This window comes from Aquabacterium sp. (assembly GCF_016195855.1).
In the GTDB taxonomy this organism is placed as follows: Bacteria; Pseudomonadota; Gammaproteobacteria; order Burkholderiales; family Burkholderiaceae_C; genus Aquabacterium.
This window is the reverse complement of the sequence record NZ_JACPYU010000011.1, coordinates 1-15,335: the sequence shown is the minus strand read 5'-3', so window position 1 is coordinate 15,335 and position 15,335 is coordinate 1. Positions and strand designations below refer to the sequence as shown.

The window sequence follows — 15,335 nt, the reverse complement described above, 5'->3', positions numbered from 1 at the left end:
GTTCCTTATCGACGCTCAAGGTGGGGTGGGAGAGTTCTCACTGCGTCAGTCCGTTCGTGCGGCTGATAGTTAGAAGGTGTCTCTCCACCCCAGCACCCGAAACATACAAGTTAGAGGGCCCCACCTCGTCGCGAGCATCGCAAGGCAGCCCCGCCGTGCGGGGCCACCAACATGAAGCCTGGACGGATGCCGGCTCAGCCCCCGCCTCGCGTTCTACCGCCAAAGCGCCCAACCCCGCGCATGAAGCCTCTGAACGGCCCACAAAAAAGGCCGCATCCCTGCGGCCTCTCGAGCACCTGGCTATTGCAGCTTACTGTTGCTGCGGCGGTCGCGGCAGCTTGCGGGCCAGTTCATCCTCACTGATGATCTGCATGACCTTGACCACCCGGTTGACACCCTTCACGCTGGCCACCAGTTCAGCCGCGCGATTCGCTTCACGCTCCGTCACCAACCCCATGATGAACACATCACCGCGCTCCACCACCACGCTGAACGCGTTGGAGATGATGTCGCGCGCATCCACCAGCGTCGCCTTGACCTTGCCCGCCAGCAGCACATCGCTGGAGCGCGACCCCAGCGAGCTGTTGAGGCTCACTGTCAGCTCGTTGTAGACATTGGACATGTTCTCCACCCCGCGCGCTGCCCGCTCGGCCGCGGCTTTATCCGCCTCCGTGGGTACCTCACCGGTCAACAGGATCCAGCGGTTGTAGGCATTCACATTGACGTGGCCCAGATCACCGATCGCATCCTTGATGCGGTTGGACGCCTTGATCTCGATGGTCTGGTCTTCCAGCTGCATCCCCGAGGTGCGGCGATCCGTGGCCATGAAGGCGCCACCCACGGCCGTACCCAGCACCAGCGGCGCACAGGCTGACAGGCTGGCCATCGCCAGAACGGCCGTGGCCATCCAGCGCACAGTGCTTCGTTTCATGATCGGTTGGAACATCAGGCATCCTCTCCAAGCAAATGGGTGTCCACGGCGGTGCACAGGCCATGCAAGGCCAGCCAGCCCGTGGCAAACAGGGTTTCAGGGCGGGTGCCGGGCAGCGGCACCCAGACATCGGTGTCGCGCATCAAAGGCCCCAGGGTGCGGGCGCTCTCTCCCGTGAAAGCGATCAGCGTCAGGTCGTTGTCGCGCGCGGCCTCGGTGGCAGTTCGCAGATCGGCCTCGTCGCGCTCCATCGAAAACGCCAGCCACACGTCACCGGGGTGGCCCAGCGCACGCACCTGCTGCGTCAGCGTCGCTTGCGCGCCGCCTTGCGGCGGGATCAGCGCATGGGCCGCCAGGGGCGGGCGCTCGCGCCCCGAGCCACTGACCAGCAGTGACGCGGCTTGCTGCGCCAGCCAGGCGGCCTCGGCCTCGCCGGCACACAACACACGTCCACCGGAGGTGATGGTGTGCATGATGGCCTGCGCGGCGTAATTGAGCTGCTGCGCCAAACGGTCTGACGATTGGTAGAGCCAGTCGGCGGTCTCCAGCAAGGGTTGCTGAAGCGATGTCTGCTGAAAGTGGGAGTCCGGCATGGCGCGGATCATAAGTCAGGGTAAGCCCTGCATGTTTCAGGACGCATCAAAGGCCGCAGGGATCCAATGTAAAGCGTCGCCGTCAATGGCGACCACATCGAAGCGGCAGGGCGGCCATTCGCGCAGGTTCATCAGGTAGTGCTGGGCGCCCATGATGCATTTGCGCTGCTTGCCTCGGCTGACCGTGGCCGCGGCCCCGCCATGATCCGAGCCACTGCGCGCGCGCACTTCCACGAACACCAGGGTGCCGTCGCGGTCGCGCATGATCAGGTCCACTTCGGCGCCGCGCGCACTCGGGCCGCGCGCCACCCGATAATTGCGCTCGACCAGCGTTAGGCCCTGGCCTTGCAAATAGACCAGTGCCTTGTCTTCTCCCTCATCTCCCCGGGACTTCGTTGTGACCTTTGATGCCAATATGCTGCTCCAGGCGGCTCACCAGGTGGCCGGCAGCCAGCAGTATCCCAAAGGTGCGCTCTATCTGGTCGCCACCCCGATCGGCAATCTGGCCGACATGAGCCTGCGCGCCCTGCACGTGCTCAGCCTGGTCGACGTCGTGGCCTGCGAAGACACCCGTGTCTCCGGCAACCTCCTGCGCCACCTGGGCCTGGACAAGAAGCTGATCGCGCTGCACCAGCACAACGAAGTGGGCAGCGCGCAAGGCGTGCTCGCGCTCTTGCAGGCCGGCCAGCGTGTGGCCTATGTCAGTGATGCCGGCACGCCTGCGGTCTCTGACCCGGGGGCCCACCTGGTCCACGCCGCGCAGCTCGCCGGCCTGACCGTGGTGGCCTTGCCGGGGCCCAGCAGCGTGACCACCGCCATGAGCGTGGCCGGTGACGCGCACGCCCAGGGTTTCCGCTTCCTGGGCTTTTTGCCCTCCAAAGGTGCCGCCCGGGTCAGCGCCTTGCGCGACGTGCTGGGCCAGGACCACAGCGTCGTGCTGTTCGAGGCCCCGCACCGCATCGAGGCCCTGGCGCAGGAGCTCGCCGAGGTGCTGCCGCAAGGCCGTGTCACCGTCTGCCGTGAGCTGACCAAGCAGTTCGAGAGCATCACCACGCTGGACACCATCGCCATGTCCGACTGGTTGAAGGCCGACGCCAACCGCCTGCGCGGCGAGTTCGTGCTGGTCGTGCACGGCGTACCCGGGGCGGCTGATGCGCAGGCCCTGTCGCCCGCCATGAACGCCATCCTGGCCGAACTCGTGCGCCATCTCCCTGTCAAACAGGCCGCCGGTCTGGTGGCCGATGCGGCCGGTTTGCCGCGCAAGGCGCTGTATGACGTTGCCCTGGCGCATCGCAGCGCGGACCAGGATGTGGGGGAATCGGACTGAGTCTGGCGTAATCGGTCGAAAGCCCCGTGAGCACGGGGTGAGGGCAACCCTTGTTTTCAGCACTAACCCTGGGGTGAATATTTAACGCCAGACCAAGAATGAAGCTCAGCCGCCACCACGAGCGGCCTCACTTTGAGGAGAGCTTCCATGACGTTGACTTCCCTTCGCCGCATCTGTGCTGCCGTGGCCCTGACGGCCGCAGCCGTGGCCACCGCACCTGCGCACGCCCAGCTGTCCCTGTCGAGCTTGCTCAGCCCGGCCTCCAAGACCAAGTACCCCATCGTGCTGGTCCACGGCTTCATCGGCTTTGACAACGTGCTGGGCATCCAGTACTTCTATCAAATCCCCAAGGCCCTGCGCGACGACGGCGCCACCGTCTACATCGCCTCCGTGAACCCCTCGCAGACCACCGAGTTCCGTGGTGAAGAGCTGGTTCAGCAGATGAAGCAGTGGGCCGCCAAGGACGGCGTCAAGAAGTTCAACCTGATCGGCCACAGCCATGGCGGCCCCACCGTGCGTTACGCTGCGGGCACCGTGCCCACCATGGTCGCCTCGGTCAGCACCATGGCCGCCACCCACTTCGGCTCCAAGGTCGCCGACGACATCCTCGCCAACACCACCCCCGATGGCACTTTTGACAAGGTGGCCACCGCCGGCCTGCAGCTCATCGGCTGGCTCACAGGCAACACCACCTACAAGCAGGCCGATCTGCTGACCGCGCTCAACGCCTTGAGCACGCCGGGCGCGCAAGCTTTCAACGCCAAGTTCCCTGTGGGCGCACCCACCACCACCTGCGGCAATGGCCCTGACGTCGCCAGCGTGAACGGCAACAGCATGCGCTGGTACTCGTTCTCGGGCACCTCGGTCAAGACCAATGGCTGGGACATCTCCGATGCCATCCTGGCCTACACCGCCGACTACTTCAAGGGCGAAGCCAACGACGGCCTGGTCGGGCGTTGTTCCAGCCACTGGGGCAAGGTCATCAAGGACAACTACGCCTGGAACCACCTGGACGAAGTCAACCAGGTCCTGGGCATCGTCGGCAAGGATGCACCCGATCCCGTGGCCTTCTACAAGCAGCACGCGAACCGCCTGAAGCTGTCGGGGCTGTGATGCCGCAACGCGCGTCGGCAACAGCTTGCTGACCGCGTGCGACGCGCTCCTTCAACCGTCCTGTTCAAGCCGGCCTCCACCGTGGATGCCGGCTTTTTTACCTGTGACGACACCCTCTTGGCTGGCGCCACAACTTTGTGACGAGGGGCTACAACTACCGTGGGAGAGGACTTCCCCGTTCCATCGGGTATGCCCTGTGTCGCGTTAAGCCCCCCGTATCAATACTCCGCTCGTCTGCTGACCGATAAATATCCACCGTACACAAGCAGGCAAGTCCAAGGAGTCAAGCATGCAATTCAAATCTTCCATCAAGACCATCTGCGCCGCCGTGGCCATGACCGCTGCGGCCATGGCCGTCGCCCCTGCCGCACACGCCGGCACCACCGCCAGGACCAAGTACCCCATCGTGCTGGTCCACGGCTTCATCGGCTTTGACAACGTGCTGGGCATCCAGTACTTCTATCAAATCCCCAGCGCCCTGCGCAATGAAGGCGCCACCGTCTACATCGCCTCGGTCAACCCCTCGCAGACCACCGAGTTCCGTGGTGAAGAGTTGATCCAGCAGATGAAGCAGTGGGCCGCCAAGGATGGCGTCAAGAAATTCAACCTGATCGGCCACAGCCATGGCGGCCCGACCGTGCGTTACGCCGCCGGCACCGTGCCCACCATGGTCGCCTCGGTCAGCACCATGGCCGGCACCCACCTGGGCTCCAAGGTCGCTGACGAGATCCTGGCTGGCACGACACCTGGCGGTACCTTCGACTCCGTGGCCACAGCCGGCCTGAAGTTGATCTCCTGGTTGACCGGCAACAAGACCACCAGCCAGACCGACCTGCTGACTGCGTTGAACGCCCTGAGCACGCCCGGTGCCGTCGCCTTCAATGCCAAGTTCCCGGTCGGCGCGCCCACCACCACCTGCGGCAGCGGCCCGCTCACGGCCAAGGTCGCGGGCAACAGCATGAACTGGTACTCGTTCTCCGGCACCTCGGTCAAGACCAACGGCTGGGACGTGTCTGACGCCTTGCTGGCCTACACCGGCGACTACTTCAAGGGCGAAGCCAATGACGGCCTGGTGTCGCAGTGTTCCAGCCACTGGGGCAAGGTCATCAAGGACAACTACACCTGGAACCACCTGGACGAAATCAACCAGGTCCTGGGCACCATCGGCTCTGGCGCCGCTGACCCTGTGGCCTTCTACGTCCAGCACGCCAACCGCCTGAAGTGGGCCTTCCTCTGATCGAGGCGCACCAGGGCTGAGCGCCCTCACGTGGCAAGGTCGATCCTCCATTCACGGGGATCGACCTTTGTTCTTTGCCAAACTGGGCGATTGCCCTGTGTGTGACTGAAACATGAACCCGGGACAATGGGTTCACGAAGCGGTGGCTGCCGTGCAGCTGTCGCATGATGTTGGAGAGACATGAAGATGCGCGCGATGCAGATGCGTGGATGGATGGCCGTCGGTGGGCTGGTCATCGTCCTGGGGGTGACCGTGGCCTGGATGGCCCACAGAGGCTCAGCCGATGGGCAGGCAGGCAGCGGCGCGCCAGGGGCTTCCGGATGGAACATGATCGGCGCCACCAGCGAAACGCCCGCCGGCGCCGGCTCGGCCCCCGCTGTGGCCATGACCCCGGATCAAGTGCGCAACCGCCTCTTCAAGGAGGGCTCCTTTGCCGGCACCGAACCCTCGGGTGACTGGTGCGTGGCCGCCGCCAAGCTCAGCCCTTGCCCTGGCCTGCGCAAACGCTTCGAGTACTACATCCTGGGCCTGGGCGAGGTCAGCATCACCGACATCAAGACCCTCGTGGCCGACGAAGCCCGCAAGGCGCACGGCGAGCCGCTGGCCAGCCAGATCATGGCCATCTGGGACCAGTACTGGCAGCTGCGCACCTATGCCTGGCGCAACAAGTTCGACCAGTCTGATCGCAGCACCTGGATGGCCGTCTTCGAGGAGCAAAAGGCCGTGCGCCGCCAGATCCTGGGCGCCGACTGGGCCAAAGCCTTCTTCGAGCAGGACGAGCAGCACTTCAAGCAGTACTACGACCAGCTCGAATCAGGCCTGCCGCCGCCACCCGACCCCGGCGAGCCCGTGCCCCAGATGGCCCCCGGCAAGGACCCTGTCGCCGTGCGCGCCGAGCGCGTGGCCCGCTACGGTGAGGCCGCCGCCGACCGCCTGGCCAAAGCTGACGAAGAATGGGCCGACTGGGAACGCCGCCTGGCAGGGGCCCGCACGGAATGGGAGCGCCTCAAGGGGGCCTCCAACCTGTCTGACGCGCAACGCAAACAGGACATGCAGGCCTACATCAACGGCAACTTCAAGCCCGACGAGCAAGCGCGCGTCCAGGCCTTGCTGCATCTCTGACACGGTAGATACCCCTTGAATCGTCCTTGTGGGGCACTGGTCTTTGCGGGCCGTGCCTACAATGGCTTCCATGATTGCTGTCGACGCCACCATCGCCCGTCTCCAGACCGCCCGCGAGCTGCTGCTTGCCCCATTCGGTCTGGATGAATCCACCCTGCTCAAGGCCCTCAAGGTCATCACCGAACACCGGGTGGATGACGCAGACCTCTACTTCCAGTACACCCGCAGCGAAGGCTGGAGCCTGGAGGAGGGCATCGTCAAATCGGGCAGCTTTGGCATCGACCAGGGCGTGGGCGTGCGAGCCATCTCGGGCGAGAAAACCGCTTTTGCCTACTCCGACGACATCTCCGAAGCCGCCTTGCTGGACGCCGCGCGCACCGTGCGCACCATCGCGGCCGCCGGCCAGAGCCGCCGCGTCAAGATCGGCGAGCACCGTGTGGCGGCCTCCCGCAGCCTCTACGCCTCCTTCGACCCCATCGCCTCGATGGACAGCGCCGCCAAAGTCGCCCTGCTGGAAGACGTTGAACGCCGTGCCCGCGCCAAGGACCCACGCGTCGTGCAGGTCATGGCCGGCCTGGGCTGTGAATACGACGTCGTGCTGATTGCCCGTGCCGATGGCACCCTGGCTGCCGACGTGCGCCCCCTGATCCGCCTGTCGCTCACCGTGATCGCCGAGCAAAGCGGCCGTCGCGAAGTTGGCTCCTCCGGTGGTGGCGGGCGCTACGACCTGTCTTACTTCACGCCCGCCGTGACCGATCAATACGTGGACCAGGCCGTGCACGCCGCCCTGATCAACCTGGAAGCCCGCCCCGCACCGGCCGGTGAAATGACCGTGGTCCTGGGCAATGGCTGGCCCGGCATCCTGCTGCACGAGGCCGTCGGCCATGGCCTGGAAGGCGACTTCAACCGCAAGGGCTCCAGCGTTTTCTCGGGCCGGGTCGGGCAGCGCGTGGCTGCCAAGGGCGTCACCGTGCTGGACGATGGCACCATCCCTGATCGTCGCGGCTCGCTCAACATCGACGACGAGGGGCATGCCACCCAGCGCACTGTGCTGATCGAGGACGGCATCCTCAAGGGTTACATCCAGGATGCCACCAACGCGCGCCTGATGAAAACGGGTCAAACCGGCAACGGCCGTCGCGAAAGCTACGCCCATGTCCCCATGCCCCGCATGACCAACACCTACATGCTGGCTGGCGACAAGGATCCCCACGAAATCGTGGCCTCCATCGACCGTGGTCTGTACGCCGTGAATTTCGGTGGTGGTCAGGTGGACATCACCTCCGGCAAGTTCGTTTTCTCTGCCAGCGAGGCCTACTGGGTCGAAAACGGCAAGATCCAGTACCCCGTCAAGGGTGCCACCCTGATCGGCAACGGCCCCGAGGCCATGACCCGCGTCAGCATGATCGGCAACGACCTGGCGCTGGACTCCGGTGTGGGCACCTGCGGCAAGGAAGGCCAGAGCGTGCCCGTGGGCGTCGGCCAGCCGACCCTGCGCATCGACGGCCTGACGGTCGGCGGCACGGCCTGAGCCCGCCATTCGTGCGCCCGTCCTCTTTCTCTTCTTCTTTCTTTTCTGCCCCTTGTTCAATTATTTGCATGCAGTGCTTGACCCAAGCATCAAAACTCGTGCATAATTCAAGGCTTCGCTGATCAAGCAGCGGACTTTGGCCCAAAACCCGGCTCCGGCACGCAAGTGCAAGATGCCTGGGGCCCTCGCAGAGATTGCTGGCAAGACTCAAATTGCATGTGATCAAAGCGCTGCGGCAGGGACTCACAAAGTCGGCTGCTTTTTTCAGATCCGCCCGTTCTACGGGCCCAAGACTGACCGTTCGTTGTTGTGCAGTTGTTTGCGCAGCCGATCGGGCCAAGTTGGGGTAACCATGATCCAAATGCAATCGCGACTTGACGTCGCTGACAACACTGGTGCTAAGAGCGTCATGTGCATCAAGGTGCTCGGTGGCTCTAAGCGTCGTTACGCCGGTATCGGCGACATCATCAAGGTGAGCATCAAAGAAGCTGCACCACGTGGCCGCGTCAAGAAGGGCGAGGTTTACAGTGCTGTGGTGGTGCGCACCGCCAAGGGCGTTCGTCGTCAAGACGGTTCCCTGGTGAAGTTCGACGGCAATGCCGCTGTGCTGCTGAACGCCAAGCTCGAGCCTATCGGCACACGTATCTTCGGCCCAGTTACGCGTGAACTGCGTAACGAGCGCTTCATGAAGATCGTTTCGCTGGCTCCCGAGGTTCTGTAAGCCCTCGGCATACCGCTCAGCAGCAAAAGGACAGCTCATGAACAAACTCAAATCAGGCGATCAGGTCATCGTTCTGACCGGTCGCGACAAAGGCAAGCGTGGCACCATCGCCGCTCGCGTGGATGATTCCCATCTGCTGGTTGATGGCGTGAACGTTGCCAAGAAGCACGTCAAGCCCAACCCCATGAAGGGCACCACCGGTGGCATCGTTGACAAGACCATGCCCATCCACCAGTCCAACGTGGCGATTTTCAACCCTGCCTCTGGCAAGGCTGACCGCGTCGGTATCAAGCTCCTGGCTGACGGCAAAAAAGTGCGCGTCTTCAAGTCCAGCGGCGAAGAAATCAAGGCTTGAGGTCCCAAATGGCTCAACAACAAGCTCGCCTGCAGCAGATCTACCGCGAAAAGATCGTGCCTGAACTGATGAAACAGTTCGGCTACAAGTCGATCATGGAAGTGCCGCGTCTGACCAAGATCACCCTGAACATGGGTGTCTCGGAAGCCGTGTCGGACAAGAAAGTCATGGAACACGCCGTGAGCGACCTGACCAAGATCGCTGGCCAAAAGCCCGTGATCACCATGTCCAAGAAGGCTATCGCCGGTTTCAAGATCCGCGAAAACATGCCGATCGGCACGATGGTCACCCTGCGCGGTGTCACGATGTTCGAATTCCTGGACCGCTTTGTGACGATCTCGCTGCCCCGCGTTCGTGACTTCCGCGGTATCTCTGGTCGTTCTTTTGATGGTCGCGGCAACTACAACGTCGGCGTCAAGGAACAGATCATCTTCCCGGAAATCGAGTACGACAAGATCGACGCCATCCGTGGTCTGAACATCAGCATCACGACGACGGCCAAGACTGACGAAGAAGCCAAGGCTCTCCTGGCTGCTTTCAAGTTCCCGTTCAAGAACTGAGGTACATCGTGGCAAAAGTATCCCTGAAGCAACGCGAAGAAAAACGCGAAAAGCTGGTTGCCAAGTACGCCAAGAAGGTCGCTGAACTGAAGGCTGTCATCAACGACAGCAAGAAGTCCGACGAAGAGCGTTATGCCGCTCGTCTTGAACTGCAAAAGCTGCCCCGTAACGCCAACCCGACCCGTCTGCGCGCACGCTGCAGTCTGACCGGTCGCCCACGTGGCACATTCCGTCAGTTTGGTCTTGGCCGTAGCAAGATCCGTGAATTGGCGTTCGCTGGCGACATCCCCGGTGTCACCAAGGCGAGCTGGTAATCCCAGCAGGGCACGAACAGGAGTTATCCCATGAGCATGAGTGATCCCATCGCCGACATGCTGACACGCATTCGCAACGCCCAAATGGTCAACAAGACCAACGTTGCACTGCCGTCGTCCAAGCTGAAAGTCGCGATTGCCCAGGTCCTGAAGGACGAAGGCTACATTGACGGTTTCGCCGTCACCGGTGAGGCTGCAAAGCCCACGCTGGAAATTTCGCTGAAGTACTACGCAGGTCGCCCGGTTATCGAGCGCATCGAGCGTGTGTCTCGTCCTGGTCTGCGCATCTACAAGGGCCGTCACGACATCCCTCAGGTCCAAAATGGCCTGGGCGTTGCCATCGTGACAACCCCCAAGGGTGTGATGACCGATCGCAAGGCCCGCGCTGCCGGTATCGGCGGCGAAGTGCTCTGCTACGTCGCCTAATTGAGGAGCAATCGCAATGTCCCGCGTTGGAAAAATGCCGATCGCCGTCCCTCAAGGTGTGGACGTGAAGATCTCTGCCGAAGCTGTGACCGTCAAGGGCAGCTTGGGCACCCTGAGTCTGCCGGCTAACGGCCTGGTCACCGTGGCGCAAGAAGGCGCTACGCTGAAGGTCGCCCCGGTGAATGACTCCGCTGAAGCCAATGCCATGTCCGGCACCTTCCGCGCCCTGCTCAACAACACCGTCAATGGTGTGAGCAAGGGTTTCGAGAAGAAGCTGACCCTGGTTGGTGTGGGTTTCCGTGCTCAGGCCCAAGGCCAGAAGCTGAACCTGCAAATCGGTTTCTCTCACCCCGTCATCAAGGACATGCCTGTTGGCATCAAGGTTGAGACCCCGTCTCAGACCGAAATCCTGATCAAGGGTATGGATCGTCAAGTGGTCGGTCAGATCGCCGCTGAAGTGCGCGCCTTCCGTCCGCCTGAGCCTTACAAGGGCAAGGGCATCCGCTACGTCGACGAGCGCGTGGTCTTGAAAGAGACCAAGAAGAAGTAAGGAGCTGATTCATCATGGCAACAAGCAAGAAGGAACAGCGCCTGCGTCGCGCACGTCAAACGCGTGCACGTATCGCCCTCCAAGGCGCCGTGCGTTTGACCGTCAACCGTACAAACCTGCACATCTACGCCAGCGTCATTTCTGGCGACGGCACCAAGGTCCTGGCAACAGCCTCGACAGCCGAAAAGGAAGTGCGCGACCAGCTGACAACAGCTGGCAGCAACGTGGCTGCTGCCACGTTGGTTGGCAAGCGTATCGCCGAGAAGGCCAAGGCTGCTGGCGTCGAGAAGGTCGCTTTCGACCGCGCTGGTTTCCAGTACCACGGTCGTATCAAGGCCTTGGCTGATGCCGCGCGTGAAGCCGGTCTTCAGTTCTAAGCCACCGGAAGGAATTTCAAATGGCTAAGTTTCAACCCAAGGTAGCAGACGAAGGTCGTGACGACGGTCTGCGCGAGAAGATGATCCAGGTGAACCGCGTGACCAAAGTGGTCAAGGGCGGCCGGATCATGGGCTTCGCAGCTCTGACCGTTGTTGGCGATGGCGATGGCCGCGTTGGCATGGGCAAGGGCAAGGCGCGTGAAGTGCCGCTGGCTGTTCAAAAGGCCATGGACCAGGCTCGCCGCAACATGGTGAAGGTCTCGCTGAAGAACGGTTCCGTGCACCACAACATCCGTGGCGAACACGGTGCAGCCAAGGTGCTGCTGGCCCCGGCTCCCGCTGGTACCGGCATCATCGCTGGCGGCCCGATGCGCGCTGTGTTTGAAGTGATGGGCATCACCGACATCGTGGCCAAGAGCCTCGGTTCGAGCAACCCTTACAACATGGTTCGCGCCACGTTCGATGCCTTGAACAAGGCAACGACCCCGGCCGAAATCGCTGCCAAGCGCGGTCTGACTGTTGAAGAAATCTTCAACTGATCGTCGGAGAGCTGACATGAGCGAAAAGAAAACTGTCACCGTCAAGCTGGTTCGCAGCCCCATCGGCACCCGTGCCGACCACCGTGCCACTGTGGCCGGTCTGGGCCTGCGCCGCATGAACGGCACCCGCGTCCTGGAAGACACGCCTGCTGTGCGCGGCATGATCAACAAGGTCCGCTACATGGTCGTGGTGGTCTAAACCACCGCAGCTTTGGGGAATACCATGCAACTCAATACCATCAAGCCTTCCGAAGGCGCCAAGCATGCCAAGCGCCGTGTCGGCCGTGGCATCGGCTCCGGTCTGGGCAAGACCGCTGGTCGCGGTCACAAGGGGCAGAAGTCGCGTTCGGGCGGCTACCACAAGGTCGGTTTCGAAGGCGGTCAAATGCCTCTGCAACGCCGTCTGCCCAAGCGCGGTTTCAAGTCGCACCTGCTGAAGTACAACGCTGAGATCACCCTGAGCGAACTGCAAGCACTGGGCGCTGCTGAAGTCGACGTGCTGTCCCTGAAGGCCGCCGGTCTGATCCCTCAGATCGCCAAGGTCGTCAAGGTCATCAAGTCGGGTGAACTGACTGCAAAGGTCACGCTCAAGGGTATCGGCGCAACCGCTGGTGCCAAGGCTGTGATCGAAGCCGCTGGTGGCTCGCTGGCTGAATAAGCCCAAGGCTCGGTAAGAACGTCAGAACCTGGAACGGACTCAAGCGTGGCAACTTCCCCCACTCAACTGGCTCAAAGCGGCAAGTTCGGCGACCTGCAACGGCGTCTGACTTTCCTGCTGCTGGCGCTGGTCGTCTACCGCATCGGCGCTCACGTGCCTGTGCCCGGTATCGACCCGTCACAGCTGCAGCAGTTGTTCAAGGGGCAGCAAGGCGGCATCCTGAGTCTGTTCAACATGTTCTCGGGCGGCGCATTGTCGCGCTTCACCGTGTTCGCGCTGGGCATCATGCCTTACATCTCGTCGTCCATCATCATGCAGATGATGGGCTACGTGATCCCTCAGCTTGAGCAGCTCAAGAAAGAGGGCGAGGCAGGTCGTCGCAAGACGACGCAGTACACACGTTACGCTACCGTGGGCCTGGCTTTGTTCCAGTCCTTTGGTATCGCTGTTGCCCTGGAAGGCACGGCCGGCTTGGTGATCAACCCCGGTTTTGGTTTCCGCATGACCACCGTGATCAGCCTGACGGCCGGCACGATGTTCCTGATGTGGCTGGGTGAGCAGATCACCGAGCGCGGTCTGGGTAACGGTATTTCGATCCTGATTTTCGGCGGTATCGCTGCAGGTCTGCCCAATGCAATGGGTGGTCTGTTCGAGTTGATCCGCACCGGTGCCATGAGCATCCCTGCAGCCATCTTCATCGTGGCGCTGGTGGTTCTGGTGACCTACTTCGTGGTGTTTGTCGAACGTGGCCAGCGCAAGATCCTGGTCAACTACGCCAAGCGCCAGGTTGGCAACCGTGTGTACGGTGGTCAATCGTCGCACCTGCCCCTGAAGATCAACATGGCTGGTGTGATCCCCCCGATCTTCGCGTCGTCGATCATCCTGTTGCCGACGACGGCTGTGGGCTGGTTTGCCACAGGTGACAGCATGCGCTGGCTCAAGGACATGGCCAGCATGTTGTCCCCCGGTCAACCGATCTACGTGATTCTGTATTCTGTTGCCATCATCTTCTTCTGCTTCTTCTACACGGCGCTGGTGTTCAACAGCCGTGAGACAGCAGACAACCTGAAGAAGAGCGGTGCTTTCATTCCTGGTATCCGCCCCGGTGACCAGACTGCGCGTTACATCGACAAGATCCTCGCCCGTCTGACCCTGGCAGGTGCTGTTTACATCACGGCCGTGTGCCTGCTGCCCGAGTTCCTCGTGCTCAAGTACAACGTTCCGTTCTATTTTGGTGGGACTTCGCTGCTCATCATCGTGGTCGTCACGATGGATTTCTGGGCACAAGTGCAGTCCTACGTCATGTCTCAGCAGTATGACTCTCTGCTGAAGAAGGCGAATTTCAAAGCAAGCTGAAGTGGGCCGGCGGAACGGCACACGGCATGAAAATCACGAACGTGTCAGTCGTTCGGTCCCGGGTTGAGATCCCAAGTGGTTTCCTCGTGACGGATTTTCGTGTGAAGCTTGAAAAGGGTATGTGGTTCAGGTCACATCTTTGGCGGAGCGTCTGCGCTACAATGCGCACCCTGCCTTGATGACAAAGTGGCATTGAAACTCGCCCGGTATGGTTTGAGTCGTGCTCGCATCGTGTTCCGGGCGAAGTGAGCTTGAAGTTTTGGTGACCCCGGAAACGTGGGCGAATTTCCGTTGTTGAATCAACGGTTCAGGAGAAGACCATGAAAGTCTCGGCATCCGTCAAGAAGATGTGCCGTAATTGCAAAATCATCCGCCGCAAGGGCGTGGTTCGCGTGATCTGCACCGACCCCCGTCACAAGCAGCGTCAAGGCTGATCGCCTGACCTGGCGACGACACACGCGTTCAGAGGACAGTTATGGCACGTATTGCTGGCATCAACATTCCGCCGCACAAGCATACCGAAATCGGTCTGACTTCGATCTACGGCATTGGTCGCACAACCGCGCAGAAAATCTGCACGGCTGCAGGCATTCCCTTCGACAAGAAGATCAAGGAATTGACTGACGGCGACCTGGAAAAGATTCGTGAAGAAGTGGGCAGGCTCACCATTGAGGGTGACCTGCGCCGCGAGCTCTCGATGAATATCAAGCGACTGATGGACTTGGGTTGCTACCGCGGCTTCCGTCATCGTCGCGGCCTGCCCATGCGCGGCCAACGCACTCGCACAAATGCACGTACTCGCAAGGGTCCGCGCAAGGCGATCGCTGGCAAGAAGTGATCTGGGCTAATCGCTGAGTTCAAGAGAAAGTAATCATGGCAAAAGCACCTGCGAACAGCGCTGCCCGTCGTGTGAGCAAGAAGGTCCGCAAGAACATTGCGGACGGCATCGCCCACGTGCACGCCTCGTTCAACAACACCATCATCACCATCACTGACCGTCAGGGCAATGCCCTGTCCTGGGCATCGTCGGGTGGTCAAGGCTTCAAGGGCTCGCGTAAGTCCACTCCCTTCGCTGCCCAGGTGGCTGCTGAAGTGGCTGGTCGCGCTGCTCAAGAACAAGGCATCAAGAACCTGGACGTCGAGATCAAGGGCCCCGGTCCTGGTCGTGAGTCGTCGGTGCGCGCTCTGGCTTCGCTGGGCATCCGCATCAATTCGATCTCCGACGTGACGCCCGTTCCTCACAACGGTTGCCGTCCTCAAAAGCGTCGCCGCATCTGATGCGTTGATGCTGACTGGCCGGGCTTGCCTGGTCAGGTCACGACCTCGCTTACCTTGGCAGCAAGGTGTGCGGGGTTTGTTCGTTGCGCTATCTTGACAAAACTGCATTGCAGTGGTGTACAGGCGCACGTGCAGCTTGCTATAATCGCAAGTTCTCTGCGGTGGTGGGTGCCTGTGGGCGTTTGACTTTGTGTCATACCCTGCATGCTGGCCCGCCGCCTTGATTTGAAGCCCACCGTCTGCGCGATTGTGTTTCGCCAGACTCGCGTCGGTCAACCGTTATGCACGGTACTGGCGTCAGATTGATTACAAGGACACGAAAAGTGGCACGTTACCTCGGACCCAAG

Annotated in this window: 22 protein-coding genes; 19 read left to right on the top strand and 3 right to left on the bottom strand. The window is 61.6% G+C overall.

The window, feature by feature from the left end; translation table 11 throughout:
- Window positions 1-310: 310 nt before the first annotated feature.
- Genes HY019_RS10100 through HY019_RS10090 form a run of 3 tightly spaced genes read right to left on the bottom strand, consistent with a single transcriptional unit; the run spans window position 311 to window position 1,941 of the window.
- A complete protein-coding gene (locus HY019_RS10100; protein WP_290691555.1) occupies window positions 311-931 on the bottom strand; it encodes a BON domain-containing protein in 621 nt (206 codons plus the stop codon).
- Between the two features lie 14 nt (window positions 932-945).
- Window positions 946-1,524 carry an SIS domain-containing protein gene (locus HY019_RS10095; RefSeq protein WP_290691552.1) on the bottom strand — a complete coding sequence of 193 codons (579 nt, stop codon included), beginning with the start codon at window positions 1,522-1,524 and terminating at the stop codon, window positions 946-948.
- 36 nt (window positions 1,525-1,560) lie between these two features.
- Window positions 1,561-1,941 (bottom strand): YraN family protein, encoded by a 381-nt coding sequence (locus tag HY019_RS10090; RefSeq protein ID WP_290691562.1) that lies wholly within the window; start codon window positions 1,939-1,941, stop codon window positions 1,561-1,563.
- Here HY019_RS10090 and rsmI point away from each other — a divergent pair.
- From rsmI to rpsK, 19 genes are all read left to right on the top strand, one after another.
- Window positions 1,889-2,851 carry a 16S rRNA (cytidine(1402)-2'-O)-methyltransferase gene (gene rsmI, locus HY019_RS10085; RefSeq protein WP_363302666.1) on the top strand — a complete coding sequence of 321 codons (963 nt, stop codon included), beginning with the start codon at window positions 1,889-1,891 and terminating at the stop codon, window positions 2,849-2,851. The two genes, HY019_RS10090 and rsmI, sit on opposite strands and share 53 nt — an antisense overlap.
- A gap of 147 nt (window positions 2,852-2,998) precedes the next feature.
- Window positions 2,999-3,964, top strand: coding sequence for a triacylglycerol lipase (locus HY019_RS10080; RefSeq protein WP_290691550.1), 966 nt, complete (start codon window positions 2,999-3,001; stop codon window positions 3,962-3,964).
- Between the two features lie 289 nt (window positions 3,965-4,253).
- Window positions 4,254-5,201 carry a triacylglycerol lipase gene (locus HY019_RS10075; RefSeq protein WP_290691547.1) on the top strand — a complete coding sequence of 316 codons (948 nt, stop codon included), beginning with the start codon at window positions 4,254-4,256 and terminating at the stop codon, window positions 5,199-5,201.
- A 180-nt stretch (window positions 5,202-5,381) separates the two neighbouring features.
- Window positions 5,382-6,323 (top strand): lipase secretion chaperone, encoded by a 942-nt coding sequence (locus tag HY019_RS10070; RefSeq protein WP_290691544.1) that lies wholly within the window; start codon window positions 5,382-5,384, stop codon window positions 6,321-6,323.
- Between the two features lie 70 nt (window positions 6,324-6,393).
- The gene (tldD, locus tag HY019_RS10065) at window positions 6,394-7,854 is read left to right on the top strand and encodes a metalloprotease TldD (protein ID WP_290691533.1); all 1,461 of its coding nucleotides are present in this window, start codon (window positions 6,394-6,396) and stop codon (window positions 7,852-7,854) included.
- 352 nt (window positions 7,855-8,206) lie between these two features.
- Window positions 8,207-8,575, top strand: coding sequence for a 50S ribosomal protein L14 (rplN, locus tag HY019_RS10060; RefSeq protein ID WP_035036327.1), 369 nt, complete (start codon window positions 8,207-8,209; stop codon window positions 8,573-8,575).
- A gap of 37 nt (window positions 8,576-8,612) precedes the next feature.
- Window positions 8,613-8,930: a 50S ribosomal protein L24 gene (gene rplX, locus HY019_RS10055; RefSeq protein WP_290691530.1), complete on the top strand. Its 318-nt coding sequence runs from the start codon at window positions 8,613-8,615 to the stop codon at window positions 8,928-8,930.
- 8 nt (window positions 8,931-8,938) lie between these two features.
- Window positions 8,939-9,490 carry a 50S ribosomal protein L5 gene (gene rplE, locus HY019_RS10050; RefSeq protein ID WP_035036321.1) on the top strand — a complete coding sequence of 184 codons (552 nt, stop codon included), beginning with the start codon at window positions 8,939-8,941 and terminating at the stop codon, window positions 9,488-9,490.
- 8 nt (window positions 9,491-9,498) lie between these two features.
- Window positions 9,499-9,804 (top strand): 30S ribosomal protein S14, encoded by a 306-nt coding sequence (gene rpsN, locus HY019_RS10045; RefSeq protein ID WP_290691519.1) that lies wholly within the window; start codon window positions 9,499-9,501, stop codon window positions 9,802-9,804.
- 30 nt (window positions 9,805-9,834) lie between these two features.
- Entirely contained in the window at window positions 9,835-10,230 is a 396-nt protein-coding gene (rpsH, locus tag HY019_RS10040; RefSeq protein WP_290691516.1) for a 30S ribosomal protein S8, read from the top strand.
- A 16-nt stretch (window positions 10,231-10,246) separates the two neighbouring features.
- Window positions 10,247-10,780, top strand: a complete 534-nt coding sequence (gene rplF / locus HY019_RS10035) for a 50S ribosomal protein L6 (RefSeq protein ID WP_290691512.1) — start codon at window positions 10,247-10,249, stop codon at window positions 10,778-10,780.
- A gap of 14 nt (window positions 10,781-10,794) precedes the next feature.
- Window positions 10,795-11,157, top strand: coding sequence for a 50S ribosomal protein L18 (gene rplR, locus HY019_RS10030; protein ID WP_290691509.1), 363 nt, complete (start codon window positions 10,795-10,797; stop codon window positions 11,155-11,157).
- Window positions 11,158-11,177: 20 nt separating this feature from the next.
- Window positions 11,178-11,696: a 30S ribosomal protein S5 gene (rpsE, locus tag HY019_RS10025; RefSeq protein ID WP_290644374.1), complete on the top strand. Its 519-nt coding sequence runs from the start codon at window positions 11,178-11,180 to the stop codon at window positions 11,694-11,696.
- Window positions 11,697-11,712: 16 nt separating this feature from the next.
- A complete protein-coding gene (rpmD, locus tag HY019_RS10020; protein WP_290644376.1) occupies window positions 11,713-11,895 on the top strand; it encodes a 50S ribosomal protein L30 in 183 nt (60 codons plus the stop codon).
- Window positions 11,896-11,919: 24 nt separating this feature from the next.
- Window positions 11,920-12,354 carry a 50S ribosomal protein L15 gene (gene rplO, locus HY019_RS10015; protein ID WP_290691506.1) on the top strand — a complete coding sequence of 145 codons (435 nt, stop codon included), beginning with the start codon at window positions 11,920-11,922 and terminating at the stop codon, window positions 12,352-12,354.
- A gap of 45 nt (window positions 12,355-12,399) precedes the next feature.
- Window positions 12,400-13,710, top strand: coding sequence for a preprotein translocase subunit SecY (gene secY, locus HY019_RS10010; protein WP_290691502.1), 1,311 nt, complete (start codon window positions 12,400-12,402; stop codon window positions 13,708-13,710).
- Window positions 13,711-14,030: 320 nt separating this feature from the next.
- A complete protein-coding gene (rpmJ, locus tag HY019_RS10005) occupies window positions 14,031-14,144 on the top strand; it encodes a 50S ribosomal protein L36 (protein ID WP_035036301.1) in 114 nt (37 codons plus the stop codon).
- Window positions 14,145-14,185: 41 nt separating this feature from the next.
- Window positions 14,186-14,548, top strand: coding sequence for a 30S ribosomal protein S13 (rpsM, locus tag HY019_RS10000; protein WP_290691488.1), 363 nt, complete (start codon window positions 14,186-14,188; stop codon window positions 14,546-14,548).
- Between the two features lie 35 nt (window positions 14,549-14,583).
- Entirely contained in the window at window positions 14,584-14,988 is a 405-nt protein-coding gene (rpsK, locus tag HY019_RS09995; RefSeq protein WP_035036296.1) for a 30S ribosomal protein S11, read from the top strand.
- Window positions 14,989-15,335: the final 347 nt, after the last annotated feature.

Coding starts and splice junctions, on each gene's coding strand:
- HY019_RS10100 (WP_290691555.1), bottom strand. CDS start 931: ATGAAACGAAGCACTGTGCGCTGGATGGCCACGGCCGTTCTGGCGATG.
- HY019_RS10095 (WP_290691552.1), bottom strand. CDS start 1,524: ATGCCGGACTCCCACTTTCAGCAGACATCGCTTCAGCAACCCTTGCTG.
- HY019_RS10080 (WP_290691550.1), top strand. CDS start 2,999: ATGACGTTGACTTCCCTTCGCCGCATCTGTGCTGCCGTGGCCCTGACG.
- HY019_RS10075 (WP_290691547.1), top strand. CDS start 4,254: ATGCAATTCAAATCTTCCATCAAGACCATCTGCGCCGCCGTGGCCATG.
- HY019_RS10070 (WP_290691544.1), top strand. CDS start 5,382: ATGAAGATGCGCGCGATGCAGATGCGTGGATGGATGGCCGTCGGTGGG.
- tldD (WP_290691533.1), top strand. CDS start 6,394: ATGATTGCTGTCGACGCCACCATCGCCCGTCTCCAGACCGCCCGCGAG.
- rplN (WP_035036327.1), top strand. CDS start 8,207: ATGATCCAAATGCAATCGCGACTTGACGTCGCTGACAACACTGGTGCT.
- rplX (WP_290691530.1), top strand. CDS start 8,613: ATGAACAAACTCAAATCAGGCGATCAGGTCATCGTTCTGACCGGTCGC.
- rplE (WP_035036321.1), top strand. CDS start 8,939: ATGGCTCAACAACAAGCTCGCCTGCAGCAGATCTACCGCGAAAAGATC.
- rpsH (WP_290691516.1), top strand. CDS start 9,835: ATGAGCATGAGTGATCCCATCGCCGACATGCTGACACGCATTCGCAAC.
- rplF (WP_290691512.1), top strand. CDS start 10,247: ATGTCCCGCGTTGGAAAAATGCCGATCGCCGTCCCTCAAGGTGTGGAC.
- rplR (WP_290691509.1), top strand. CDS start 10,795: ATGGCAACAAGCAAGAAGGAACAGCGCCTGCGTCGCGCACGTCAAACG.
- rpsE (WP_290644374.1), top strand. CDS start 11,178: ATGGCTAAGTTTCAACCCAAGGTAGCAGACGAAGGTCGTGACGACGGT.
- rpmD (WP_290644376.1), top strand. CDS start 11,713: ATGAGCGAAAAGAAAACTGTCACCGTCAAGCTGGTTCGCAGCCCCATC.
- rplO (WP_290691506.1), top strand. CDS start 11,920: ATGCAACTCAATACCATCAAGCCTTCCGAAGGCGCCAAGCATGCCAAG.
- rpmJ (WP_035036301.1), top strand. CDS start 14,031: ATGAAAGTCTCGGCATCCGTCAAGAAGATGTGCCGTAATTGCAAAATC.
- rpsM (WP_290691488.1), top strand. CDS start 14,186: ATGGCACGTATTGCTGGCATCAACATTCCGCCGCACAAGCATACCGAA.
- rpsK (WP_035036296.1), top strand. CDS start 14,584: ATGGCAAAAGCACCTGCGAACAGCGCTGCCCGTCGTGTGAGCAAGAAG.